This window comes from Chitinophaga sp. CB10, assembly GCA_001870995.2.
GTDB lineage: Bacteria > Bacteroidota > Bacteroidia > Chitinophagales > Chitinophagaceae > Chitinophaga.
The window spans coordinates 231,330-257,517 of record MLAV02000007.1 but is presented as its reverse complement, the minus strand read 5'-3'; the positions used below and the strand labels follow the sequence as shown (position 1 = coordinate 257,517).

Below are 26,188 nucleotides of genomic sequence, written 5' to 3'. Positions count from 1 at the left end.
GTTTTATACCCCCCGCGGAAAGATTTGGCAGGATTCATGTCTATAATATTCCGTCCGTAGCGAACATCCCGGACCTATAAAACGTTTTAATCCTAAAAAGCATTAGCATGCGTAAATGGCTTCGGCTGACATTAATTATCCTGGGGTCCCTGATTGCATTGATATTTTTACTGTTCCTTGGGCTGGCGCTGTATATCAGGGCCAACAAGGCCGCCTTCCTGGAACAGGTGACCGCCCAGATCAACGACAGAATAGAAGGCAAAATCCTGGTGGAAGATATGGAACCCAGCCTGATCAGGAATTTCCCTAACATCTCTCTTGGCCTCAAACACGTACAATTGCAGGACAGTTTGTACCCCGTTCACAAACGCCCCCTCCTGGATGTACAGGAAGTCTACATCCGCCTCAATACGTGGTCTATCCTCCGCAAACATGTGGATGTTAAGGAGATCATCGTGGAAGACGGCAAGATATGTTTGTTTACCGATTCCAGCGGCTATACCAATACCAGCGTACTGCAACGGAAATCCCCGTCCCACAGGAAATCCTCCAAAGATGCGGACGTAGGCCATCTCCTCCTGCAAAACATCACCTTCATCATAGAAAACCAGCAAAAGTTCAAACGCTTTGAACTGGATATCAAACGCCTCTCCGGCAGGATGCAACGCCAGGGGGAGGACCTGAAGATAGCGCTGGACCTGAATATGCTGAGTAAGCATTTTGAATTTAACACGCAGAAAGGCAGTTACCTGAAGGATAAGCTGATGGAAATGCCGCTGCAGGTTACGTTTAACAAGCAGTCGAAAGTCCTGCAAATACCGGAACAGGAAATCCGGATCGATCATCAGCCGGTGCTGATAGGCGGTCAGTTTATATTTGCGCAAAAGCCGCCATCCTTCTCCCTGAAAATTACCGCCAACCAGGTGCTGCTGAAAGAGGCGGCTTCCTGGCTGCCCCCGAATATTTCCGGCAAGCTGAATATGATTTCCCTGGAAAAACCGATGGATGCCGTGGCTAACCTGGACGGACATATGAAATTCCGGGACACGCCACGGGTGGTGGTACGATGGAAAACCACCAATAACGTCCTGCATACTTCCCTGGGGCAATGGACCAATTGTAGCTTTACTGGTGATTTTAATAACCAGGTCTTACCCATCACGGACCATACGGACGCTAATTCCGCCGTAAATATTTTTAACCTCAGCGCTTCCTTCGGCAACGTGCCGGTGAAAGCCGATACCATACGGGTGGTGAACCTGAAGGAACCATTGCTGCGCGGGCATTTCCGCTCTTCCTTCCCGCTGGTGAACCTCAACGAGTCCGAAGAGCTGCCGCTGACATTTACCGCCGGCAACGCCGTGGCGGACCTGAATTACACCGGGCCGCTGATGAAGCATGATCCCACCCCCTCATCGCTGCTGGGGGAAGTACAGGTAAGCAACGCCGCCTTCAGTTACACGCCCCGCGCGCTGAACTTTAAAAATTGTAATGCCACCCTGCGTTTTACCGGGCAGGACTTGCTGCTGGAAAACATCCGGCTGCAATCCGGCAACAGCAGCCTGTTTATGAACGGGCAGATGAAAAATGTGCTGAACTTTTATTTCACGGCGCCGGAAAAAATTGTGCTGGACTGGAATATCAAAAGTCCGCTCGTAGACCTGAATGAATTTAAATCCTACCTCAGCCCGAGGGTAAGCAAAAAGAAAGCCCGGGCCAACCGCAAAGCGAAAATGAGCAGGGTAGGCGCCCAGCTGGACGAAGTGCTGGCCGCCAGCAACGTAAACATGAACGTGCAGTTGGATAAAACCACCTATAAACATTTCACGGCGCAAAATGTAAAGGCGGTGATGGCACTAACGGCCTCGGATATACTGCTGAACAACATCGGGCTGCAACTGGCCGGCGGTACGCTCAACATGAAAGGAAAAGTACATCAGCAGGGGAACAACAACTTCTTTGATGTGGCCGCAGGATTTGTGAATGTAAACATGTCCCAGCTGTTTTACGCCTTCGATAACTTCGGTATGGATGGGCTCACCCATAAAAATATCAAAGGCACCGCCACGGTGCGCACCAATATCAAAGGCAATATCCTGGACAATGGCACGCTGGCCAAACGCTCGATCAACGGTACCATACAGCTGGCCATGCGCAAGGGCGCGCTGGTGGACTTTGGCCCGCTGGCGGATATCGGCAATTTCATTTTTAAGAAACGCCGGCTGGACAGCATTACCTTCGATAACCTCAACAACACCTTCCGGGTCGAGAACGGCAAGGTTATTATCCCGCAGATGCGCATTGCGTCCAGCGCGGTCAACATCGACCTGCAAGGGGTGTATGGCATCGGCGGCGGCACCAATATTCAAATGCAGATACCGCTGCGCAATCCCAATAAAGACACCGCTATTGCGGACGAAGCGGAGCGGTACCGCCGCAGCCGCAAAGGCATTATCCTCAACCTGCACGCCGTGTCCGGGCCGGACGGTAAAGTGAAAATTAAAATGGGGAAAGGAAATGATGACTAGCGCCAACAAATGGTTATATTTAATGAAACTTATTACTAGCATATGAAAGCGGTTGCTATAGAAAAATTTAAAGCTCAGCCCCAGGTAATGGACCTGCCTAAGCCGGCAGCGCGTAAAGGCGCGCTGGTAGTGAAAATGCTGGCAGCGGGATTGAACCCGTTTGACTGGAAGATGATTGACGGCATCCTGGACGGACAGATGAAGCATCAGTTTCCCATGATCATTGGCGTGGATGGTTGCGGTATTGTGGAGGAAGTAGGGGAAGGCGTTACCAGGTTTAAGAAGGGCGACAAGGTATATGGTCAGTTCATCCATTCTCCCATTGGGGAAGGCAGCTTTGCCGAATACGTGGTGGTGCCGGAAAAGGCCAGCATCACGTTTGCACCGCAAAAGGCGGACCCCGCGCAGGCGGCCGCAGTGCCTACCTCCGGGATGACGGCTGAGCAGCTGCTGGATAAACTGCACCTCCATAAAGGCGACCTGCTGCTGGTCTATGGCGCAACGGGCGGCGTAGGCTCTTATGCCGTGCAGCTGGCAGCCTTGCAAGGGATTAAGGTAATTGCCACCGTGTCCGACGGGGCGGGGGCGCGGCGCATGAAATCCCTCGGGGCGGCGGTGACCATCAACTACGAGGATGCCCCGATTTTTGAACAGGTGCGGCAATTATATCCCGATGGCATACACGGCATCATTGACCTGGTGAGCCATGCCGCCGGTTTCAGTAAAAACCTGGATCTGCTCAAACCCGGTGGCGGCGCCTATACCACGGTATTTGTTGCCGATGAGCAGGAAATAAAGGATAAAGGCCTGCACGGCGGAAATTTTGAAACGGAGAGTTCACCGGAAGCGCTGGATAAACTGGCGCAGATCATCGACAGCGGAGAGCTGGTAGTGCCGGTGGAAACAAAAATTACCCTGGAACAGGTGCCGGAGGCGATTATTCAAAGTCGCCATGGAAGAGGAAAGGGGAAAACAGTGATTATGATCTCCTAAAAGATCTCTTAAAATATTGCGCTGGCGCTGCCATCACAGCAACGCCAGCGCTGTTACTTATTTTACAGGTACCGTTGCCTTATACAACTCTGCACTGTTATCAGTAGTAATTTCGTAAGTGGCCCCAAATGCTACAAACACGCATTGTCCCTTGCTGAGGGCAATGGTTTCTTCCCCTTTAATCGTGGCGCTGCCGCTCATTACGATCAGGATTTCCGGCGCATTGGCCGCATGGCGATAGGTTTGCCCGGATTGTAGGGTGATGTGGCTAACCACAAAATCCGGCGCCGGGGTAGGATAAATCCTTTCCAGGCCATCCGCGCTTACTTCGCCCGTCAGCACCTTCGGATGCACGCCTTCAAAACGGGTATGCTTCAGGAGTTCCGGCACGTCGATGTGTTTGGGAGTGAGTCCGCCCCGCAGCACATTATCCGAATTAGCCATCAGTTCTACGTTCTGGCCTTCGAGGTAGGCGTGCGGGATGCCGGCATCCTGGAACACGGCCTGCCCTGGTTGCACGTGCATGATGTTAAAGAAGTAGATCGAGAAGATGCCGCGGTCCAGTTTATCCAGGCCGGCAGCGTCGTTCAGCACGGCGCGCGCCGCCCAGAAGGCAGGATCGGATTTTGACAGCTTGCCTGCCTTGTACAGCGGGATGGCTCTTTCCGCCAACGGACGCAGGAGGATGTTCACCATTTGCTGTGGCATTTCCATCACGGTTTTATATAAACCGAAATAACCTTCCGCTTCGTATATACTTACCAGTGAGGTAAACTCAGGCGTGTCTTTCAATACTTTTTTCAGGGGCGCATCCGGCAGGAAACCATGCAGCAGCCAGAATTCGCTGAGGGCCACCATGATTTCAGGTTTATGGTTGGCATCCTTATAATTTCTGTCAGGCGCATTCAGCGGGATGCCGGCGGCGTTTTCGCGGGCAAAGCCTTTTTCCGCTTCTGCTTTCGTCGGGTGTACCTGGATGGAGAGCATATCTTTCACGTCCAGTATTTTGAACAGGTAAGGCAGCTGGCCGAATGTATTCCAAATCTGCTCACCGGTGGTGGCCGCCGGATTTTGTGCTATCAGGCTGTTTAAAGGCACAGTACCTTCAGGGGTAGCAATGGCGCTTGGCGCGCTTTCATGTGCGCCCATCCAGTATTCCGCGCTGGGTTTATCTGTTGCCGCAATTCCGAGCAGTGCAGGAATATAATCATGTCCGCCCCAGGCATAGTGTTGAACTTTTCCGTCCAGTCTGAATAGTTTCATATCGAGTAACTCGGTTTGTTAAGATGAGCAAAAATAATAGATATTTATGAACACACGCGGCAAAACCGGTAAACGGGGAGAAGAGCTGGCGCAGGCATACGTACAGCGCTATTGCGCTATCCGCGCGGTGAACTGGAAGTCCGGCAGGTATGAACTGGATATTATCGCCGAGCAGCAGGGGCAACTGTTTTTTATTGAGGTGAAGACAAGAACCGGCGATAAATTCGGTTTCCCGGAAGAGGCAGTAGATCACAAAAAGATAAGCCACATACACGCCGCTGCGGAAAGCTATATGGAAAGATATGACCTGCATCCCGCGGCGATACGTTTTGACATCATTGCCATCGTGCTCCACAGGGACGGTACGCATTCGTTATCGCACTTCCGGGACGTTTGCTGAAAGCCTTGCCTGTACAGTGTTTGCACGTTAACTAACACTTAACAAAAAACACGCCTATAATATTTAATTAATTCGATGGCGGATCATATCTTTGTTGTAATAATAAAAATTAACCCTATCACCTTATTAATACAAAACAACAGGCAATAATTATTTCGCGTTGTCTGCATTGCTTTCGTGAGTCATTGAAGGTCCGCTGCGAGCGGGCCTTTTTATTTTGAGGTAGGCCAATGGTAGCACCTGACCATAGGAACCCCGTATTCACATAGATGCCGGCAGCAAGCAGGAAACCTTTCCCTGCCCGCCGCCGGCATCCGCTTTATCTCTTCGCCAGCGAAACCCGGAAAAAATTATTTCCAGATACCCGTATAATTATGCGGCGTGATAGCCTTCAGCTCCTTCTTCAGCGCAGCGCTCACCTTCAGGCCATCAATAAACTTATGCATGCTTTGCTTGTTAATCGCGCCACCACCGCGGGTAAGCGCTTTCAGCGCCTCATACGGCTGCGGGTAATTTTCCCGGCGCAGTACTGTTTGGATGGCCTCTGCCACTACCGCCCAGTTGTTTTCCAGGTCTTCATTGAGTTTGGCTTCATTGAGGATCAGTTTGGACAATCCTTTCTCAATGGATTTGGTAGCGAGGATGGTATGACCGAACGGAACACCGAGGTTCCGGAGTACAGTGGAATCCGTTAAATCGCGCTGCAGGCGCGAGATAGGCAGTTTCGCACTGAGATGCTCGAACACGGCGTTGGCAATACCCAGGTTACCTTCCGCATTTTCAAAATCGATCGGGTTTACTTTATGCGGCATAGCGGAGGAACCCACTTCGTCTTTTTTAATTTTCTGCTTGAAATAATCCATGGAGATGTAGGTCCAGATATCGCGGCAGAAATCTATCAGGATGGTATTAATGCGTTTGAGGGTATCAAACTGGGCGGCGATGTTATCGTAATGCTCAATCTGCGTGGTGTATTTCATCCTTTGCAGGCCGAGGGTGTTGTTCACAAACTTCTCCCCGAATTTTTCCCAGTTGATTTTAGGGAATGCTACGTAATGGGCGTTGAAGTTACCGGTAGCGCCGCCGAATTTCGCTGCAAAAGGAATATCTCCCAGCAGTTTCATCTGGCCTTCCAGGCGTTCCACGAATACGAGGATCTCTTTCCCGAGGATGGTAGGAGAGGCAGGCTGACCGTGGGTGCGGGCCAGCATCGGCACTTTCATCCAGTCTTTCGCCATTTTGGAGATCTCGAGTACGAGGTTGGCCAGCGCCGGCATGTACACATGCTCGATGGCATCTTTCCAGAACAGGGGCGTAGCGGTATTGTTCACATCCTGGGAGGTAAGACCGAAGTGTACCCATTCCAGTTTGTCTTCCAGGCCCAGGTTTTTCAGCTCATTTTTCAGGAAGTACTCAACTGCTTTCACATCATGGTTGGTGATCTTCTCCGTGTCCTTGATAAGCTGGGCATGCTCAATCGTGAATTCCTGGTAGATCTTACGGAGTGCAGGCACTTTGGCCTTTGGCAGTGTAAATAATTTCTGCTCTGCGAGCGCAATAAAATATTCCACCTCTACCATCACACGGTAACGGATCAACGCAAATTCAGAGAAATAATTGGCCAGCTCGTCCAGTTGCTTGCGATAGCGCCCGTCCAGCGGAGAAATGGCAGTTAATGGTTGTAATTGCATAATTTAGTTACTTTTGCAGCTTCAAAATTACAGAAATTGGAACGGAAAGTAAAAGTAGCGGCAGTAAGTTATTTGAATACTAAGCCTTTATTGTATGGATTCAGGAATCATCCGGTGATGGAGAGGATGGAATTGTCGATGGATTACCCGGCTAAGATCGCCCAGCAGCTGATTGATGGAGAGGTGGACGTAGCGCTGGTGCCAGTGGCCATTATACCTAAATTAAAAGAATACCATATTATCGCCGACTATTGCATCGGCGCAGAAGGGCCGGTTGCCTCCGTATGCTTATACAGCGAGGTACCCTTACATGACATAAAAAGAATATACCTGGATTACCAGAGCCGTACCTCAGTGGCCCTCCTCAAGGTGCTGGTACGCGAATACTGGAAGCTGGACGTGGAGTTTGTATCTACCACGGGCGACTATGAAGCCAACATCAAAGGTACGGACGCCGGCCTCGTCATCGGGGACAGGGCCCTGAAACAACGTAAGATATCCCCGTTCATCTACGACCTGGCGGAACATTGGATGCGCTTTACCAGCCTGCCTTTCGTGTTTGCGGCATGGATTGCCAACAAACAGCTGCCGGCCGATTTTGTAGCGGAGTTCAACAACGCCACCGGCATCGGTATGCAGAACATCCCCGCAGTAGTGGCGGAAAACCCGTACGACGTGTACGACCTCACCACTTATTACGTGCAAAACATCAGCTACCCGCTCACGCCGGCCAAGCGCCAGGGCATGCAGAAATTCCTCGGCTTCCTCCTGGCAGAACAGCAGGGCTAACGAATTTTTGGTTTAGCAGGATTTGCTTAACTTCATAGTTCACCCAACATCATTACGGGCTATGAAGATCGGCATACTGGGTAGCGGTCCGGTAGGACTCTCCCTCGGTAAAGGCCTCATTCACACTGGGCACCACGTTACCGTCGGCACACGCAATCCGGCGCGGGAAGCCTTGCAGCAATGGGCCAAACAACAGGGCGACCGTGCGGCCATCGGCACTTTCCGCCATGCCGCCGAATTCGGCGAAATGATCCTGATCTGCACCAGCTGGACGGGCACGCAAAAAGCAATCGAAGCAGCAGGTATCTGGAATTTTAAAGGCAAGATCGTAGTGGATGTCACCAACCCGGTGGATGGCAAAGGCCCCGATGAATTCGGCCGCCTGACGCTCATGATCGGGCACAAACACTCCGCCGGCGAGCAAATCCAGGCCTGGCTGCCTCCCGATGCCTGCGTGGTCAAAGCCCTCAGCTGCATCGGGCACGAACACATGCTCCAACCAAAGTTCGAAGAAGGCACTCCCACCATGTTCATTGCCGGCAACAGCGCACAAGCCAAACAGCTCGTGACGGACCTCCTGAAGCAAATGGGCTGGGATGATGTAGCCGATGTAGGCCGCATCGAAATGTCCCGCAACATCGAGCCGCTTTCCGTCATCTGGACGGCGTATGGCTTCCTCAACAACAGCCGTGGCCATGCGTTTAAACTATTGAAGAAATAGCGGAGCGGCTGCCCCGAACTGTAACGCGCAGCCTTGCCTGAGGCGGCGCCGTCCTTCATGGCAGCCTCCCCGCGCCATTAGGGCCCTGACGGGGCCTGCACCGCTGAAAAATTTTATCTCTCCCCCCAATTATCCCTGATTTCACTTTTTATAAGCCTCATTAATTGTTATTTTTGGCCCCTAAAACATAGTGTTTTGAAAACCATACTAAACGGGAAACAATTGTCTATTACGATAGACCGGCTTTGTCACCAGTTGATCGAAAATCACCTGCAATTTGAGCAGACCGTGCTGATTGGATTGCAGCCGCGCGGCGTATTTCTTTCTGACAGGATTTATAACACCCTCCGCAAACTGCTTCCTGAGGCCAAAATACAGTACGGTAAGCTGGACATTACCTTTTACCGCGACGATTTCAACAAAGGAAAAGGTTTACATGTTCCGAATGAAACCAGCATCGATTTTTCTATAGAGAACAAAAAAGTGATCCTGATTGACGACGTGTTGTACACCGGCCGCACCATCCGCTCGGCCCTGGATGCCATGCTGGATTTCGGACGCCCGGCGTCAGTAGAGCTGCTCACCCTGATCGACCGCCGTTTCAGCCGGCAGCTGCCGATCCAGCCCGATTATACAGGCCGGACCATTGATGCATTTATCTCGCAAAAAGTTAAGGTACTGTGGGAAGAGAGAGATGGTAAAGACGAAGTTATTCTGGTTGATTAGCAATTCGGATTTTACAATTCAGGTTTCATCCTTTATATTTGCACATTAATGTCACTTTCTGTAAAACACTTACTCGGAATTCGCGATCTGCAGCGTCAGGATATAGAACTTATTTTTCAAACCGCCAGGGAGTTTAAAGAGGTTTTACAACGGCCCATTAAGAAAGTTCCTACGCTCCGCGATACCACGATTGTCAATTTATTCTTCGAGAATTCTACTCGCACACGTATTTCATTTGAGCTTGCTGAAAAAAGACTCGGCGCGGATACCATCAATTTCTCCGCTTCCGGTTCCTCTGTATCAAAAGGTGAAACCCTGATCGATACGGTCAACAACATCCTGTCCATGAAAGTGGATATGGTCGTGATGCGCCATAGCGCCAGCGGAGCGCCGCATTTCCTGGCCAAACACATCCAGGTTCCCATCCTCAACGCGGGCGACGGGATCAACGAACATCCCACCCAGGCGCTGCTCGATTCCTTCTCCATCAAAGAGAAGCTCGGTAGCGTGGAAGGCCGCAAAATCGCCATCTGCGGGGATATCATGCACTCCCGCGTAGCGCTTTCCAATATCTACTGCCTGAAGAAACTCGGCGCGGAAGTGACCGTGGTAGGGCCTCCCACACTGATTCCAAAGTACCTGGAAACTGCGCTGGGCGTCAACGTTACCTACGATATCCGCGAGGCGCTGCAGTGGGCCGATGTCGCCAACGTGCTGCGCATTCAGCTGGAACGTCAGAACACGCCGCTGTTCTCCTCCCTGCGTGAATATTCCATCGCATACGGCATCAATCGCCAGCTGCTGGACAGCCTGCAGAAAGAGATCGTGATCATGCACCCCGGCCCTATCAATCGCGGTGTGGAACTCAGTTCCGACGTGGCGGATTCCGGCCACTCCATTATCCTTGACCAGGTGGAAAACGGCGTAGCCATTCGCATGGCGGCGTTGTACCTGCTGGCAGGCAAACAAGCATAAGTTTTTTTTAAAAAATAAATTTTAGGTTGGTGTCGGGAGATGCCAACCTTTTTTATGCGCTATGGAAACGTCCTCCGCTGTAATAGCGCGCGGGCCATGCCAACGCCACGTTTAGAACGAAACGTTCAGGCCCAGCGTGTAGGATCTGAAGAACGGATATACGTTACCGTTATAGCCTCCCGCTTGTTCAGGGTCGTAGTACTTAATCTTCATGTTGTTCGTTTCCCAGAGATCCTGCCCGGAGAAGTAGATCCGCAATTGCTTTATGGATAAGTGTTTCAGCACGGCCGGCGGCAGGGAGTAGCCCAGCTGCAGGTTTTTCAGCCGTATATATGCGCCATTCATCACCCAGTGGCTGCTTGGCAAGGTATTGCCGTTAGGGCCCTTGTACAACCGGGGAAACGCGGCGTCAGGATTTTCAGGCCGCCAGAAATCCTGGTTGATGCTCCAGGGTTCCTGCCAGCCGGTGGTAAATGGCAGGTTGTACCGCGGATCGGGCATCACGCGGCGGTTGCCCACGCCCTGGAAAAATACGGACAGCTCAATGCCTTTCCAGCTGATGCCTGCATCCACGCCGTAGGAATACAGGGGGTCCGTAGTGCCGAGGTACACGAGGTCCCGGTTGTCGATGATATGGTCGCCATTGATGTCCTTGTACTTAATATCTCCCGGCGCCGTTTGCGCGCTTTGCCAGGCATGCTGGCGTACCTCCGTTTCCGTATGGAAGTAGCCTTCCGCCTGGTATCCGAAAAGGGAGGAATAGGCATAGCCGGGTACGCCCTGGTTCCAGCCTGGCTGCGCGAACACGCCTTCGCTTTTCAGGACTTTATTTTTATTGTGCAGGAGATTGGCGTGGAGGTACCAGTTGAAAGCCTTTGCAGTATTGCTCTTCCAGCCGGCGTTGATTTCCCAGCCTTCGGAGCGCATTTCCCCTTCGTGGTAGCTTAGGGGCCAGGCGCCGGTGGCGGAAGAAGTGAGCCGGGGGATTTGCATATCGCGGTTGTAGCGGATAAAATAATCGGCAGACAATGAGAGCTGGCCTTTGAACAGCGCGGCGTCCCAGCCGAAGTTGCTCGCCGCAATATTTTCCCAGCCGGTAGGCTGCGGCAGCGGATTATGGAACACAAAAGGCTGAAGGGCCGTGGACGGATCGAAGGTAAACGTCTGGTAACGCTCGTCCGTACTGATGGTATTCCAGCTGTTCACGTTGCCCAGCTGCCCCCAGGACCAGCGCAGCTTAAACTCGTTGAAGAAGGGCAGGGCCTCGTAGAACCAGGTTTCGTTATTGAGTCGCCACCCGGCGGAAAACGATGGAAACACTTTCAGCTGCGTAACGGACGGGTAGAAGTTAGCGCCCTGGTACAGCCGCGCCCCAATGACGTTGGCTTCCAGCAGGAGGCGGTTATCGAAATTGTAATTCAGCTTGGTGAAAATGGAGGTCAGCGAGCCGGTAATGGCCAGCTGCCGGCTGTATTGCGGACTGCCGTTAAAGCGGGCGGCATTGATCTCTTCCGGGCTGATGCCGTAGGAGGCCAGCGTATTTTGCGTGGTGTTGTACGTTTCCTGGGTGATGCCGCCCAGCAGGTGAAGCATGTGTTTTTCGTGTAGCCGTGCTTCGTAATCGCCCAGGAGTTGCAGGTTGCCGCCTTTGGCTTCCATCCGGTTTTTTTGCAGCATATTGTTTTCCTGCACGCTGGCCACGGGGGCTACCCGGTTCCAGAGGGGCACGGTTTGCCGGCCGAGGTCGTCCCGGAAGGTTTGCTTTTGCGGACTATAGATCAGGCGAAGGGTGAGGCCTTTCACCAGGCTGTCCGCCCGGAGGGTAAACACCGCATCGATATAATTATTTCTTTCCTCCCGCTTGCCGCCGTCCTGCAGGATGGCATACACCGGCGCGCCGCCATAGGCGTAATGATTCGTTTCCGGCACAAATACCGGCACATTCCCCGGCCCCCTGTAAAGGCCTGCCAGCAGGCCGTAGGGGCCTTCCACTACCTGCGCGGGCGAGAGCGTGTTGCTCTGCGCGACGGACATCCGGGATTCCAGGCTGAAGTGCTTGTTAAACCGGTTGTTGAGGCTGAAGCGGGCGTTGATACGGCTGGTTTTATCCGGCCCGACGGCGAAGAGGCCCTGGCGGCCGAAGTAGCCGACGGAACCCGTAAACTGGTTGGTTTCAGAACCGCCTTTTACGGAGAGGTTATAGTTCTGAACGGCCGTTTTATCTTTTGTTAGCAATGCTAACTGGTTGTAGTTGTAGTAGTACTTGTAATCATCCGGGTGGTTCGGGTCGATGATGTATTTATTGCCCTGCTGGAGCAGTTCCAGCTCTGCGGGCTGCCAGGGTTCCGGCAGTCCGGCGTTGCCGGCGGCAATATTTTCCAGGTAGGCGTCGGTAGCGGAGGAGAGGCGCTGGGGCAGGCGGATAGGCCGTTCGAAGCCGCCGAGGGTATTGAAGTCGACGGAGAGTTTGCCCGGCTTGCCCGTGCGGGTGGTCACCAGCACCACGCCGCCGGCGCCCCTGGCGCCGTAGATAGCGGCGGCAGCGGCATCTTTGAGGATGCTGACGGACTCGATATCATCCGGGTTCAGGACGGACAAGGATCCCGGCACGCCGTCCACGATCACCGGGGCATTGCTGCTACCGCCGGTCACCCCGCGTACCTGTACGTTGAAGCCTTCCTTGCCGGGCTGGCCATTACTGCGGGTTACCACCAGGCCGGTGGCAGTGCCCTGCAGGGCTGCCATCACATTGGGCACGGGCCTGCTTTTGAGGCGGTTGCCTTCCACCTGGGAAATAGCCCCGGTGATATTGGCGCGCTTTTGCAGCCCATAGCCGAGGACAACCAGTTCGTTGAGCTTCTTGAGGTCTGGCTGGAGGATGATATTGATGGCGTGCCTGTCGCGCACGGTGATTTCCTTAGGCTGAAACCCGATGAGGGAAACGAGGAGGGTGGCTTGTCCGGACGCCAGGTCCACGGTGAAAGTACCGTCTTCTTTAGAAGCCGTCCCGTTCTGGGTGCCGGTTTCCCGGATGGACACGCCGCTGAGCGGCTGCATGCCGTCGGTGATCATCCCCGTGACGGTCCATTTGCCGTTGTAGGCCGGTCCGGCGTTGCCGGGCGTGAGGGCCGCGTTGGGAGCGGCGCCGGCAGGGATGACGATGATCTGGCCGTCCCGGATCTCGAAGGAGTAGCGGGAGGCGGGGAAGAGCAGCGGCAGTACGGTGTTTAAGGGCGCGTTATGGACCTTAACGGTAACGCCTCTTCTGTTTTCCAGTTCATCAGAGGAGATGGCAAAAGTGTATTTCGTTTGCTTTTCTATATCGCGTAACACCGCTTTGAGGCTGGCGTTGCGGTATTGGAGGGTGACGTTTTTGGGAACGGGATTTTGGGCCACTGTGTTGACAGCGGCAAATACCAGGATAACAACGAAAAAGAGGGCAGACGACAGGCTTAACCTGGTAACTGAGCGTAGCGCCTGAGAAAAAGTTTGCTGCATAAGCAGAAATCTGCAGGGCTATTAGTAAAATTCTACCAGGTTATTCTCGTGTTTAATGTTGATCTGTAATGCTTTTCTGATGATGTCAAGCACCTCGTCCAGCGGCAGGTCACGGAAAGTGGCCAGCAGTCTGGCATCCGCCAGTTTAGGATCTTTGATATCCACCTGTACATGGTAATAGTCCTGCAGTGCGGCCGCTACTTCATTGAGCGGACTCTCGTCAAAAACGAGGCAGCGGGTTTTCCATGCCAGGATATTATTGGATTTTTTGTGTTCGGTCGTTTGGATGTCGTTGCCATTGTGTTGCAGGCTGGCTTCCAGGCCTGGCGTCAGGATGACTTTTTTCTCCGAATGTTTATAGGCTGCGCTTACCTTACCGGATTGCACGAAAACTTTCACGTCCTTATCGGCGGACTTCACGTTAAAGGAGGTGCCGAGTACGCGGATGGCTACATCCGGCGCGTCTACGGTGAAGGGCTGCGATTCCTGCTGTGCCACGTCGAAGAAGGCTTCCCCTTTGGCGATGGTCACGCTGCGGGCGGTTTTGCCAAAATCCCTGGGCACTTTCACCACGGTATTGGCATTGAGGTACACCATGGAACCATCGGCGAGCTTAACGCTGTCGATCTGCTGATGGGTGGCGTAGGTTTTGTATTTGCCCGGGCCCAGGTACACCATGGATACGGCGATAGCGGCCACGGCTGCGGCGGCCCACCAGTAGCGCACGGGCATTTTGCGGACCTTTGGCGTAGCTGCCGGGGCAGCGTCCGCTACGGGCGTTTTGATTTCAGCCGGCATTACCGGGAGCATGTCTACAGCGTTACTAAACTTCGACCATTGCCCGGAAGTATCGAAGGCGGATGCGGCAGGGAGGGGATCTCCATTCCACATATCCCTCATGTCCAGGAAAATGTCGAGATTAGCCGGGTCCTCTTGAATCCAGTCGTTCAGCAGGCGTTTGCACTGCTCGTTCTCCGGATTCTCCAGGTAACGGATCACAATATCTATGTCGGTTTTGCTATTCATGGCTACTTATTGATAATACAACCAGGGGGCTTGTTACCATTAGTCAATTTAAAAAAAAATTTCGGCGCGGGTTACTGTTTATTAATAAGTACAACCCGGAGTTTTTTGAGGGCGGTGGTCAGGTGGGCATATACGGTATTAATAGATATGTCCAGTTGTTCCGAAATTTCCGTAGGAGAGAGGCCTTTAAACCGGCTCATTTCAAAAACGCGCCGGCATTGGTCGGGCAGTTTTTCGAGCGCATAGCGGTATTGGGCTTCCAGTTCTTTATGTTCGAGGAGCTGATGCGTGGTTTCCGCCGGGGTAGCCGTATGCATTTGCTCTTTGGTGTAGGCTTCCCTGCGTTGTTCTTTTTTAATGCTGTTCAGGCAGGTATTGACGGTGGCCCTGGCGAGGTAGTGCTGGATAGGCGCCCGTTCGTCCAGGTTTTCCGCATTCTTCCACAAGTTGAGGAACACATCTTGTACCATATCATTGGCAGTATCCTCATCTTTTACATACCGCACCGCTATATTATACATAGAGGGTGCGAACTGTTTAAAGACAGCCTCAAATACATCTTTGTTTCTAATCCTGATGCCTTTTACTATTTCTTCATTACTCAGTTGCAACATGGGCTGATCGTTTGTTTCCGCCGGTGCGAAGATAGATGATTATATCTTTTTTTCACTTTAACATTTTCTTCACTAATGGTAAGTGATGTTTCGGGTGTATTGTTAATATACGGCCACCAACAAGAGTGCAATAAAGCAAAAACCATGCACAACGGATTGGATGCCAATTAGAGTCATCATTATTTTTAACCATATCAAAATTGTAATGCCATGAAAAAAACAATGACAGGAATGTTCGCATTAGCCGCAATGGTTCTCGGAATGACTGCTTTCAAAAGCGCGACCGCTACACCGGTAAAAGGAGCTGACAGTATCGCTGTAGTTTCAATTGATTCATTGGCAGGTGCAGACACCGCAGCTATTCGTACCGGCGTAGTCGTTAGCCTGGATTCTGTGGCAGGCCGTATCGATTCCATCGCAGGTCTGGATTCGCTCAAAAGCGTAGACAGCCTCAAAGGTACAGATTCATTACGCGCTGTGGAAGCCGGATCAATCACCGGTAAAATTAGTCCCGCAGACGGAGCAACCGAAGTAGAAGCGGTAAACGGCGCCGATAAACTGAAAGCAGCCGTTTCCCAGGGTACATTTACCATCCCTGGCGCTAAAGCCGGTACTTATACCATCACTGTAGTAGGTAAAGCGCCTTATAAAAATGCAGAGGTGAAAGATGTTAAAGTAGAAGATGGTAAAGTAACCGACATCGGTGAAATTAAACTTGAACAGTAATTAATAAAGATACTAGCAACCAACAACACACTCATCCTAACAGAGAACCCTATTGGTTTGATCCACGAGGCTATTTCATTCCTGAAATGGCCTCTTTTCTTTTCAGCAGTTTATCAGGTATATTCGCAACTGGAAAAGTAAACACATGCGCACCATACTACTGCTTATCATCTCGAACTCCTTTATGACCTACGCCTGGTATGGTCACCTGAAACATACGGAAACCGCCCTCTGGAAAGTGATCCTGCTCAGCTGGGGCATCGCATTCTTCGAATACTGCTTCATGGTGCCGGCAAACCGCCTCGGCTACCAGGAAGGCTTCAGCGGCTTCCAGCTCAAAACCATCCAGGAGGTGATCACCCTTACCATTTTCGCCATCTTCGCGGTATTTATCCTCAAGGAACCGCTGCGGTGGAACTACCTGATCTCCTTCCTCTTCCTGGTTGGCGCCGTATATTTTATGTTTAAGAAATAATTCATTTATAAAACCTGCCGTTCAACCCATTTCATTTTGAGCGCCTGGATTAATTACTATTTTTGAAGATCTGTAAACCTTCTGACCGGACATGATTCAAAGAATCTTTACCGCGCTGGCCCTGTTGCTGCTGCTGGCAGCCGGGCAGGCCGCCTTCAGCCAGCCAACACCCGTATGGAATGCCGCCGACATCAAACTGCAGTTAAAAAAGCTGGATACCCTCGGCAGTGTCCTGTACCTCGCCGCCCATCCCGACGACGAAAATACCCGGCTGCTGGGCTACCTTGCCAAAGAAAAACTCTATAGAACCGGCTACCTCTCGCTCACCCGCGGCGATGGAGGCCAAAACCTCGTAGGGAACGAACAAAGTGAACTCCTGGGGCTCATCCGCACCCAGGAACTGCTGGCCGCCCGCCGGATCGACGGGGCAGAGCAGTTCTTCACCCGCGCGCAGGACTTCGGTTTCTCCAAGAACCCAACGGAAACCTTCTCCATCTGGGATACAAAAAAAATTACCAAAGACGTGGTGTGGATCATCCGCAAATTCCAGCCGGATGTCATCATCTGCCGCTTCCCGGCGGATAGCCGCGCCGGACACGGCCACCATACCGCTTCCGCCATGCTCGCCGCCAAAGCGTTTGAGCTGGCCGCCGATCCCAAATACGCACCGGAACAACTCACGAAAGTTAAACCCTGGCAAGCCAAACGCCTGCTCTGGAACACGTTTAACTTCGGCTCCAACAATACCATTTCCGACGATCAGTTTAAAATTGACGTTGGCGTCTTCAACCCGCTGTTAGGTAAGGGCTTTGGGGAAATCGCCTCCGAATCCCGCTCCCAGCACAAAAGCCAGGGCTTTGGCGTACCTGCGGGCAGGGGTAGCTCCTACGAATACTTTGTGACCATCAAAGGCGCTAATCCCACCCAGTCCCTGCTGGACGGCGTAAACCAGTCCTGGAGCCGTGTGGAAGGCGGTAAAGCCATTGGCGACCTGGTAGATAAAGCCATCGCCGCCTATAACATGGACAACCCCGCCGCTTCCGTGCCCGCCCTGCTGAACATCCGCAAAGCCATACTGGCCCTGCCGGATGGCTACTGGCGCAACCTGAAGCTGAAAGAAACCGAGCAGCTCATCTTTGCCTGCGCCGGCATCTGGGCGGAAGCCTACAGCGCCTCCAACACCGTTGTGCCAGGGTATAAAATGAATACCACCGTACAACTGATCAACCGCAGCAACATCCCGGTTGCCATCAAAAAAATTGACCTGCCGGGGTTACCCAATGCCGCCGGCGCGCAATCCCTGGAATACAATAAGCTCACTACTTTCAACAACCCGGTGACCGTGCCGGAAAACACGCCGTTTTCCCAGCCGTACTGGCTGTCGGCACCGCATCCCCTCGGTACCTATACCATCACAGATCCCATGCTGGTGGGCAACCCGGAAAACATCCCGGCGCTCCAGGCTACCATTGAACTGACTATTGGCGGCGCGGACTTTACCATCTCCCGCCCCTTGCAGTATAAATATACCGACCCCGTAAAGGGCGAACTCTACGAACCCGTAGTAGTGGCTCCTCCGGTGGTAGGCAACCTCACCAACCAGGTATTTATTTTCACGGGCAATACCGCACAGCCGGTAACGGTGAAAATGCAGGCCATGGCCGATGGCGTGAAGGGGGACATCTCCCTGAAACTCCCTGCCGGCTTCGTCAGCAAGCCTGCCTCCATCCCTTACGGGTTTGCGCAGAAAGGGGATGAGCAGGAGTTCACCTTCTCCCTCTCGCCCGTAAAAGCCGGCAACGGCAACCATGTAGATACCTTTGCCGTGCAGATGAGTCATAACGGGAAGGTATATACGGAAGGCATCCAGCATATCCGCTATGACCACATCCCCGTGATCACGCTGTTTCCGCCTGCGCAGGCGCGGCTGGTAACGGTAGACCTCAAGCACAACGGCAATAACCTCGGCTATATCCCCGGCGCAGGGGATATGGTGGCGGCCTCATTGCGACAGGTAGGGTATAACGTAACAGAGCTGACCGAGAAAGATATTATGTACGGGGACCTTTCCCGCTTCGACGCTATCATCGCCGGGGTAAGGGCCTATAACGTGAACCCCCGGATGAAATTCTGGCAGGGTAAACTGATGGACTACGTGAAAAATGGCGGTACTTACCTGGTGCAGTATAACGTAAATTCGCCGCTGGTGATGAATAACCTGGGGCCATATCCTTTCAGCCTGTCGCGCGACAGGGTAACGGAGGAAGATGCCGCGGTGAAATTGCTGAATCCGGCGGACCCAGTGCTGCATTACCCGAACGACATTACGACCAGCGATTTTAAAGGCTGGGTACAGGAAATCGGGTTGTATTATACCAACGGGGCCGACAAATCGTACACTAAATTATTTGCCATGAACGACAAAGGGGAGTCGCCACTGGACGGTTCCACCCTGGTTGCCAACTATGGCAAAGGCAGGTATGTATATACTTCCCTTTCCTTCTTCCGGCAGCTGCCGGCGGGAGTACCGGGAGCGTACCGCCTGTTTGTAAATCTGATCTCTGCAAAAAAGGGTTAATGGCTCATGAGTGATAAAGACGTAAAAGCAAAACGGCCGCGGCTCCGTATAGCCGCGGTGATGTGCATCCTCCTCGGACTCGTCATCGGGTTTGAGATCAAGCGAATCCATATCGGCCTGATCATCGGTATCGGCCTGGGTTTGCTCACGGGAGCGATGTGGAGTAAAAGCCACCACGATTAAATTCAGGGATGGGCCTGTACGCCCATCCTGCTGAATATATTAAACCTGTAATTCCACTATTCCATGCCAGATAAACACTTGCAGGAAGAGAGGCCACCGTTATTTCCGTCATGGACCCACTGGTACATACTGGTGGTGGCATGGCTGGCGTTGCTGATTATCCTCTTCTATTTCTTCACCAAAACATTTTCATGAGTTCATTAGACTGGATAGTGCTGATAGCTACCTTGTCCGTCATCATCCTGTATGGTGTCTGGAAGAGTCGCGGTAAACAAAGCATGGAAAGCTACTTCCTGGGTAACCAGTCCATGCCCTGGTATATCGTATTATTATCTATCATCGGAACGCAGGCCAGCGCCATTACCTTTATTTCCGCGCCCGGCCAGGCTTATACGGACGGGATGCGGTTCGTGCAATACTACTTCGGGCTGCCGCTGGCCATGGTCGTGCTTTGCATCACCTTCGTTCCTATTTTTCATAAACTCAAAGTATATACGGCGTACGAATTCCTCGAGCAGCGGTTCGATTTGAAGACGCGTACGCTGACGGCGGTATTATTCCTGGTGCAGCGCGGCTTGTCTACCGGCATCAGCATCTGCGCGCCCAGTATCATCCTCTCTTCCTTGCTGGGCTGGAACCTGTACTGGACCAACCTGATCATGGGAGGGCTGCTGATTATCTATACGGTTGCCGGCGGCACCCGGGCCGTTTCCTATACACAAACCCTGCAGCTGGTGGTCATCTTCGCCGGTATGTTCCTCGCCGGTTGGATGGTGGTGCATCTGCTGCCGGATAACATCGGGATGAAGGAAGCGTTGCAGGTGTCCGGCAAGATGAATAAGCTGAACGTGATTGTGACGGACTTTGACTGGCAGGATAAATACAATATCTGGAGCGGTTTGATTGGCGGGTTCTTCCTGGCGCTGAGTTATTTCGGTACGGATCAGTCGCAGGTGGGCCGTTACCTGACGGCCAAATCCGTCAGGGAAAGCCGGCTGGGATTGCTGATCAACGGGTTGGTAAAGGTGCCCATGCAGTTTTTGATCCTGCTGATTGGCGCGCTGGTGTTTGTATTTTACCTGTATTTCCGAGCCCCGTTGTTCTTTAACGAGGCCCAGCTGGCGCGGGTGCATAAAACGGAGCATGGCGCCGCGCTCACCAGCCTGGAAAATGAATTTAATTCCCTGAGTACGATGAAGCAGCGGCAGGTGAAGGACCTGGCCGCCGCGCTGGACAAGGGAGAGCAAACTGCCATCGCTACGGCGCAGCAGGCCTTGCAGGCCACGGAGGACAAGGCCCAGCAGGTGCGGGCGGAAGCGGTGACGCTGATTAAAAATGCGGACCCCGCCGGCGATGCGAATGATACGAACTATATATTCCTGCATTTTGTGATCAACAGCCTGCCCAAAGGTTTGGTAGGGTTGCTGATCGCGATTATTTTCCTGGCGGCATGGGGGAGTATTGCAGCCGCGTTGAACTCCCTGGCTTCCACAACGGTGGTGGACGTGTACAAGCGGTTGTATAAGTCGGAGGAGTCGCCGGAGAAATACATGCGCATGTCCAGGATGTGGACGCTCATCTGGGGCATTTTCTGCATTGCCGTAGCCCAGTTTGCCAGCGGCCTGGGCAGCCTGATTGAAGTGGTAAACGTGCTGGGGTCCTGGTTTTACGGCACTACGCTGGGGATATTCCTGGTGGCGTTTTACCTGAAGAAGGTAGGAGGGACGGCTACTTTCACGGCGGCGGTGATTGCGCAGGTGATCGTGTTGATCCTGTTCTGGATGGAAGTGGTGTCGTTCCTGTGGCTGAATGCCATTGGCTGTATGCTCGTACTGGCGTTGGCGTTAGTGATACAGCCGTTTATGAGAAGGCCTGTTTAAACTGCTTTGCTTCCTGCGAAGACCACCAATAAAAAAGAGATGCAATTAAGTTTGCATCTCTTTCTTTTTTTGATGTTAGCGGTTATTTCAACGTCGCCAGCAGCTTCGTATTCAGCGCTACATAATCTGCGCTTTCCGCTTTCTTCGCCAGCTCTAATGATTGCTGTGCGGCGGCTTTCGCTACTGCGTTATCTTTCACCAGGGAGTGGATGCGGGCTTTCTGGTACATTACCCAGAAGGCGTCCGGCTGTTGCTCGGCAGCTTTGTCGATGTAGGTCACCGCTTTTTTCAGGTCCTTATTCATGTCGGCATAGTACATAGCCGCCTGGAAGTAAGGTTTTTTATCTGTCTGCATGGCCGCGTCGATCTGGGACTGGATGGTACCGTCGATGTCCGCAGTGATGGCTACCGGCACGCTGAATTTATCCCAGCTGATCACCAGGTCCATGGATTTGTACTGGATGTTCTGGAAATCGATGGAGAAGGTTTGCTGCGCAGCGGCGTTACGTTTAGGAGTAACGGTTACGCGGGCTACGTCGTCTTCCTGTTTGTAGTCGGCCGGCTTGGTGATGTTCAGGTTTTTGCTGAGGATCACGGTCCAGGACTGTTTGCCCGGGATGGTAACCAGGCCGTATTTGCCGGCAGGTACCGCCTTGCCGCCGAAGCTTACGTCTTCGCCGAAAGTGATGGTGGTCGCGCTGTTGGCGCCGGTTCTCCATACTTTGTCGTAAGGTACCAGGTCGCCCAGGATGGTGCGGCCGTTCATGTTAGGGCGGGAGTAGCTCAGCTCCACGCTGGAAAGTGCAAATTGTTGTTTAATGGTCTGGCTTGGGCTTGGCGCAGGTACTTTAACCTGGGCGAAAGCGGAGCCTGCGTACAGTACGATTGCGCAGCCGGTGGCTACCGCAAGTGTTTTGATAGTTTTCATGTTATATGTTGAGAAAATTGGTGGCATTATTCGATCAGGCCATTCCTGAAGGCATAGAGTACGATCCCTACGCTGTTTTTTACGTTCAGCTTTTCCAGGAGTTTCTGGCGGATGCCTTCCACGGTGCGTGGGCTGAGGAAGATCTTTTCTGAAATCTCCTGCGTGGTTTGTTCGTTGCAGATCAGCTTGAGTACTTCCAGTTCCCGGTCGTTGAGCTGCACTTCGTTTTTCAGTGTAGGTTTCACATGCTGCTTGGTTTTATGCAGCACTTTTTTGAGCAGGGCCAGGTTTACATTCTCGTTGAAATAGAAACCCTTGTCGTAGGTCGTGCAGATGGCTTCATAGATTTCTTCCGGCTCGGCATTCTTCAGGAGGTAGGCGTTGGCGCCGTTTTCCACCAGGTGTACGATGAAGTTGTCATCTTCGTACATGGTGAGGATGATGACTTTTACATCCGGGTATTTGGCTTTTACTTTTACCGTCGCCTCAATGCCGTCCATGTTGGGCATTTTCAGGTCCATGAGGATGACGTCCGGTTGTTGCTTTTCCATGATGTCCAGCAAATGCTGGCCGTCATCAGCTTCGAAGATTACACTGATATTTTCATAAGGGATAAGTGTGTTAATGACTCCACTGCGGAAGATCTTGTGATCGTCGGCAATTGCCACTTTTATATGGTGTGTCATCTGAAGGACAGTTTATAGAGAATTACATTAATGTTCCGGGAATTATTAAATCCCACTGATGCATACCGGGTGTATGAATCAGATGGCAATTTAGAATAAAACTACATAAGAATCAATTAATTCTGAGCAGATTGCTGATAGTTCTCCACATTGATCTGTGCTACGGTTCCAATAGGATTTCGCTTGTGATAGTTGATCGTCCCGTTGATGATATTGAGTCTGCTCTCTATATTCTTAAGTCCCAGGCTGCCCGACTTCTTCTTTGATTCGTTCAGGGTATCCAGCAGTTTGCCGTTCCCGTTGTCAGCCACCTCTACAGTCAGGAGATTGGGCGTGTTTTTATAGGTGATTTCAATACTGGTAGCTTCCGCGTGCTTCACGATATTGTTGATCAGTTCCTGTACCACCCGGTACACGTGCAGCGCCTTTGAGCGGTCCACCGGGATGGTGCTTTCCGGCGTTTTGAAATGGATCGCCACCTGTTTGTTTTTATTCATCAGGTTGCAGAAGGAATCGAGCGCATGGGCCAGTCCCAGGTTGTCGAGGGCTTGTGGATGCAGGCTTTGTGAAATAAACCTAAGTTGCTGAATAATGGTGTCAGTGAATTCTTTGGTTTCCTTCAGCCGTTCCGTTTCCCCGTTGCCTGTTTTCAGGAGAGGCTGCAGGCCGCCGATGGTGAGCTTCAGGACGGAGAGCTGCGCGCCCACTTCATCGTGGAGGTCTTCGGCAATGCGTTTGCGTTCCAGTTCCTGGCCCTGGAGGATGGCTTCGAGGCGTTCCCGTTGCAGTTGGAGGTCTTTATCGCGAATGATCAGTTTGTGTTGAATTACCTGTTTCTGTTGGAGCATTACCAGCAGTATTACCACAATAGCCAATATCAGCATTACTGTGGTCCCCACAATAATGATATCAGTGATCCGCATACTTCATGAGTTTGGTCTTGCTTAGTCCGATATAAAACAAGATCATCGAAATACTGCCGATGGCATATGTGATACTATATGATACTAGCACCATTTTGTCCGGATTTTCGTTCTGTGTTTTTTGGAACAGACTCAGACTGATTGAGAATAAAATAGTCGAGCAAAAGTACAGGAATAATCCTGAATTGTACCAGAATGTAGGTAAAGAGTTTATATATATTGATTTTTCAATCAATTCTTTATCGCTCAGCTGCTGCATGAATAATGAGATAGCATAGAAAATCATGAGGGCAGCTTTAAGTCCGGTGGACACTGAATTATAGAATTTCATTCCATCTATCCGGAAGAAGTCGACGGAAAAAACAAATAACATTACAATAGGCAGGCGGAGTATGATGTAACGTAGTTTGGGGGATTTTATGCATGACATATAGAACATGGACAATACGACAAACTGAAGGAAATGCATCAGGTTGAAGTACCACATGTTATTCTTATACAGCATCATAATCAGGTATGAACCTGCAGAAAATAGGAGTGAAAGGAGAATGTAATAAAAAATCCATTTCGAAGAAGGGTCCAGTTGTCTGTATTTTAATAGGAAGGGGATCAGAACCAGGAATTCGATCCCCAACATACACCAAAATACCGTGAGCATTATTGTAAGCACAAGTAATCTATCTTTCTTTTATGACTATTTTGGTAACTGGTATTTATTCAGGCTGTTGGTCGGTAGTACCGCCACCGCCGCCACCGCCGCAGTAGTTAGGGCAAGGCAAGCCATCATCCAGAATCAATGCCATATCCTTAGACTGCACGCCATCCAGTGAAGCGCCGGAAGGCAGGATATCGTTACCATCAGCATCAGTAGCTACCAACACCATTTTCTTTTCTTTGATGCCATCACCGTCTGTATCAACGTGAATACCGTAGTAGATTCTCAGGCCGGCAGCTCTGTCGCTGGCCAGCAGTTCCAGTACTTTGTCTTTGGAAAAGCACATAGCTTTTACAAAATCGGCAGATTTTTGATCAGCATGTTCAGCTGCATAGTTGCCGAGCAATGTGTCCATTCTCTCTTTAGAGATGAAGCCGCCAGCTTCAGAAATGGAAGGGCGTTTTGAAGCGCTCATAATCGTTAGTTTTAGATTTAGGAGTTAGAAATAGTCTGCGGTAAAATTATTATAAATTTTTACACTACCAATATCGCTGAGCGGCCGGGATGAAGGCTTTAAACTTATCAGGTTAACCGGAAGCCCTTGCTGGTAAAGACTTTCGCCGGCATTCTCCACAAACGCCGCATCATATAATATAGTACCACTGACATAAAATTGCGTATAAATACGCATTCCCATTATTCAGTTGTTCAACGCTTGATTCGCCCGATTAACTTACGGATTTTTGTACTGTCGTTAAACCGACGGACTATTTTATCAACGGACAGTACACAAAACAGCAACGGGCCTTTCTACCATGTTTGTTTGTAGTTAGCATTAGCAGAGGGTTTTACTGTTCCCTTAAACAGTATTAGGTTAAACTCGTTAACCCCTTTTTTTAAAATTTAAACTATGAGTTACCTTCTGATTGGCAACATCTCTGCGTTGATTGGCGACGATTGCATTGAGCCGCTGGTTAATGCGCGCATCAGGGTCTATCTGCCGGAAGCCGGTCAGTCCGGCGACCATCTGACCATCGTCAAGGGGCATTTCAATAACCTTCGTCCGCTTACGGCGCATGAGGTACTGTTGAAGGCGGACCGCCTCCTTGCTGAAGCTACCCTGGATGAAATGGGTAACTTCCGCATGCAGTGGGAGGAGATTCACCTCTTCACCGAAGCCCTGGAATTAAATCTCTGCCTGGATGAGATGCCCGGTAAAACGGGTAACCTCCGGTCACGCAACTACCGCCTCAGCTACCTTGTACCCCATTGGAAAAAACAGAACGGACAATATATGGCGGCCTACGCCTACCTCATTCCACCGGATGCCTGGGCGGAAATCTACCGGACAGCCGGCGCCTGGGTCATCACCGGTACGGTAAAGAGTCAGACGGGCCACAGCGGCGAGCCTTACCTGAAAGTAGCCGCCTACAATGCCGTTACCGGTAAAAAGGTAGCGGAAACATATACCAACGAATTCGGAAGATATACCATGCATTTCTCCCGGCGGGACCTCTACACCGGCAGGCTGCAGCTGGTCCGCGATGGGCGCAGCAACCAGGGGCCTGACCTGTATTTCAAAATCTACCGGCACGATCACCTGATCTGGGCGGAGGACGAATCGCATGCCATGGCGGCGGACCGCCAGGACGTTGCGCCTTGTTCCCAGCTGGATATCATTTACAAACCCGGCATCTTTACCCGGGCTACCCGTCATATCAGCACCTGGCTCCATCATGTGCGCAATCGTGTGGACGGCCGCAGCAGCCGCTCCCGCGTACCCGCCCGGATGGCGCATGCAAAGCTTATTGTGAAAGATTAAACTACCCAATGTTTGAGAGCGGCTCCGTGATGCACGGAGCCGCTTCGCTTTTATATCGCGTTTAAATATTTTTAGGGGGAGAGATGTAATGACGCCTGGGCAGTAACT

General features: G+C 51.7%; 23 protein-coding genes. 14 read left to right on the top strand and 9 right to left on the bottom strand.

Features of this window, described 5'->3' with window-relative positions; genetic code table 11:
* The first annotated feature begins 107 nt into the window (after nt 1-107).
* Together BOC67_RS12545 and BOC67_RS12540 are read left to right on the top strand one after the other, a co-directional pair.
* The gene (locus BOC67_RS12545) at nt 108-2,528 is read left to right on the top strand and encodes an AsmA-like C-terminal region-containing protein (protein ID WP_291910672.1); all 2,421 of its coding nucleotides are present in this window, start codon (nt 108-110) and stop codon (nt 2,526-2,528) included.
* A 42-nt stretch (nt 2,529-2,570) separates the two neighbouring features.
* The gene (locus BOC67_RS12540) at nt 2,571-3,521 is read left to right on the top strand and encodes an NADP-dependent oxidoreductase (RefSeq protein ID WP_291910671.1); all 951 of its coding nucleotides are present in this window, start codon (nt 2,571-2,573) and stop codon (nt 3,519-3,521) included.
* A 57-nt stretch (nt 3,522-3,578) separates the two neighbouring features.
* On the opposite strand, the gene manA is transcribed toward BOC67_RS12540, so the two are convergent.
* Nucleotides 3,579-4,784, bottom strand: coding sequence for a mannose-6-phosphate isomerase, class I (manA, locus tag BOC67_RS12535; protein ID WP_291910670.1), 1,206 nt, complete (start codon nt 4,782-4,784; stop codon nt 3,579-3,581).
* A gap of 46 nt (nt 4,785-4,830) precedes the next feature.
* On the opposite strand from manA, the gene BOC67_RS12530 reads away from it, so the two are divergent.
* Nucleotides 4,831-5,184 carry a YraN family protein gene (locus tag BOC67_RS12530; protein WP_291910669.1) on the top strand — a complete coding sequence of 118 codons (354 nt, stop codon included), beginning with the start codon at nt 4,831-4,833 and terminating at the stop codon, nt 5,182-5,184.
* A gap of 350 nt (nt 5,185-5,534) precedes the next feature.
* On the opposite strand, the gene purB is transcribed toward BOC67_RS12530, so the two are convergent.
* Nucleotides 5,535-6,875: an adenylosuccinate lyase gene (gene purB, locus BOC67_RS12525; RefSeq protein ID WP_291910668.1), complete on the bottom strand. Its 1,341-nt coding sequence runs from the start codon at nt 6,873-6,875 to the stop codon at nt 5,535-5,537.
* A 36-nt stretch (nt 6,876-6,911) separates the two neighbouring features.
* Between purB and BOC67_RS12520 the strand changes: the two genes are divergently transcribed.
* From BOC67_RS12520 to BOC67_RS12505, 4 genes are all read left to right on the top strand, one after another.
* On the top strand, nt 6,912-7,664 hold the full coding sequence (locus BOC67_RS12520) for a menaquinone biosynthetic enzyme MqnA/MqnD family protein (RefSeq protein WP_291910667.1): 753 nt from the start codon (nt 6,912-6,914) through the stop codon (nt 7,662-7,664).
* A gap of 61 nt (nt 7,665-7,725) precedes the next feature.
* On the top strand, nt 7,726-8,385 hold the full coding sequence (locus BOC67_RS12515) for an NAD(P)-binding domain-containing protein (RefSeq protein WP_291910666.1): 660 nt from the start codon (nt 7,726-7,728) through the stop codon (nt 8,383-8,385).
* A 195-nt stretch (nt 8,386-8,580) separates the two neighbouring features.
* Nucleotides 8,581-9,111, top strand: coding sequence for a bifunctional pyr operon transcriptional regulator/uracil phosphoribosyltransferase PyrR (pyrR, locus tag BOC67_RS12510; protein ID WP_291910665.1), 531 nt, complete (start codon nt 8,581-8,583; stop codon nt 9,109-9,111).
* A 48-nt stretch (nt 9,112-9,159) separates the two neighbouring features.
* Nucleotides 9,160-10,086 (top strand): aspartate carbamoyltransferase catalytic subunit, encoded by a 927-nt coding sequence (locus tag BOC67_RS12505; RefSeq protein WP_291910664.1) that lies wholly within the window; start codon nt 9,160-9,162, stop codon nt 10,084-10,086.
* Between the two features lie 111 nt (nt 10,087-10,197).
* On the opposite strand, the gene BOC67_RS12500 is transcribed toward BOC67_RS12505, so the two are convergent.
* From BOC67_RS12500 to BOC67_RS12490, 3 genes are all read right to left on the bottom strand, one after another.
* Nucleotides 10,198-13,584, bottom strand: coding sequence for a SusC/RagA family TonB-linked outer membrane protein (locus tag BOC67_RS12500; protein WP_291910663.1), 3,387 nt, complete (start codon nt 13,582-13,584; stop codon nt 10,198-10,200).
* Between the two features lie 21 nt (nt 13,585-13,605).
* On the bottom strand, nt 13,606-14,610 hold the full coding sequence (locus BOC67_RS12495) for a FecR family protein (RefSeq protein ID WP_291910662.1): 1,005 nt from the start codon (nt 14,608-14,610) through the stop codon (nt 13,606-13,608).
* Nucleotides 14,611-14,681: 71 nt separating this feature from the next.
* Nucleotides 14,682-15,224 (bottom strand): RNA polymerase sigma-70 factor, encoded by a 543-nt coding sequence (locus tag BOC67_RS12490; protein WP_291910661.1) that lies wholly within the window; start codon nt 15,222-15,224, stop codon nt 14,682-14,684.
* Nucleotides 15,225-15,434: 210 nt separating this feature from the next.
* Between BOC67_RS12490 and BOC67_RS12485 the strand changes: the two genes are divergently transcribed.
* The 6 genes from BOC67_RS12485 to BOC67_RS12460 all read left to right on the top strand — a co-directional run bounded on the left by BOC67_RS12485 (nt 15,435) and on the right by BOC67_RS12460 (nt 21,066).
* On the top strand, nt 15,435-15,950 hold the full coding sequence (locus BOC67_RS12485; protein WP_291910660.1) for a hypothetical protein: 516 nt from the start codon (nt 15,435-15,437) through the stop codon (nt 15,948-15,950).
* Nucleotides 15,951-16,095: 145 nt separating this feature from the next.
* Nucleotides 16,096-16,425: a DMT family protein gene (locus tag BOC67_RS12480; RefSeq protein WP_291910659.1), complete on the top strand. Its 330-nt coding sequence runs from the start codon at nt 16,096-16,098 to the stop codon at nt 16,423-16,425.
* A 91-nt stretch (nt 16,426-16,516) separates the two neighbouring features.
* Nucleotides 16,517-19,003, top strand: a complete 2,487-nt coding sequence (locus BOC67_RS12475) for a PIG-L family deacetylase (RefSeq protein ID WP_291910658.1) — start codon at nt 16,517-16,519, stop codon at nt 19,001-19,003.
* A gap of 6 nt (nt 19,004-19,009) precedes the next feature.
* Nucleotides 19,010-19,186, top strand: coding sequence for a hypothetical protein (locus BOC67_RS12470; protein ID WP_291910657.1), 177 nt, complete (start codon nt 19,010-19,012; stop codon nt 19,184-19,186).
* 63 nt (nt 19,187-19,249) lie between these two features.
* Nucleotides 19,250-19,381: a hypothetical protein gene (locus BOC67_RS12465; protein ID WP_291910656.1), complete on the top strand. Its 132-nt coding sequence runs from the start codon at nt 19,250-19,252 to the stop codon at nt 19,379-19,381.
* A complete protein-coding gene (locus BOC67_RS12460) occupies nt 19,378-21,066 on the top strand; it encodes a sodium:solute symporter (protein WP_291910655.1) in 1,689 nt (562 codons plus the stop codon). Before BOC67_RS12465 ends, BOC67_RS12460 begins: the two co-directional genes overlap by 4 nt.
* A gap of 82 nt (nt 21,067-21,148) precedes the next feature.
* Here the strand turns inward: BOC67_RS12460 and BOC67_RS12455 are convergent, their stop codons facing one another.
* The 4 genes from BOC67_RS12455 to BOC67_RS12440 form a co-directional block, all read right to left on the bottom strand.
* Complete coding sequence (locus tag BOC67_RS12455; protein ID WP_291910654.1) at nt 21,149-21,994, bottom strand: DUF2911 domain-containing protein; 846 nt, start codon at nt 21,992-21,994, stop codon at nt 21,149-21,151.
* Between the two features lie 26 nt (nt 21,995-22,020).
* A complete protein-coding gene (locus BOC67_RS12450; RefSeq protein WP_291910653.1) occupies nt 22,021-22,680 on the bottom strand; it encodes a response regulator transcription factor in 660 nt (219 codons plus the stop codon).
* Nucleotides 22,681-22,796: 116 nt separating this feature from the next.
* A complete protein-coding gene (locus tag BOC67_RS12445; RefSeq protein WP_291910652.1) occupies nt 22,797-23,603 on the bottom strand; it encodes a sensor histidine kinase in 807 nt (268 codons plus the stop codon).
* A gap of 713 nt (nt 23,604-24,316) precedes the next feature.
* Nucleotides 24,317-24,733, bottom strand: a complete 417-nt coding sequence (locus BOC67_RS12440) for a hypothetical protein (protein WP_291910651.1) — start codon at nt 24,731-24,733, stop codon at nt 24,317-24,319.
* A 435-nt stretch (nt 24,734-25,168) separates the two neighbouring features.
* Between BOC67_RS12440 and BOC67_RS12435 the strand changes: the two genes are divergently transcribed.
* Nucleotides 25,169-26,080: a hypothetical protein gene (locus tag BOC67_RS12435; protein ID WP_291910650.1), complete on the top strand. Its 912-nt coding sequence runs from the start codon at nt 25,169-25,171 to the stop codon at nt 26,078-26,080.
* The last annotated feature ends 108 nt before the right edge of the window (nt 26,081-26,188 follow it).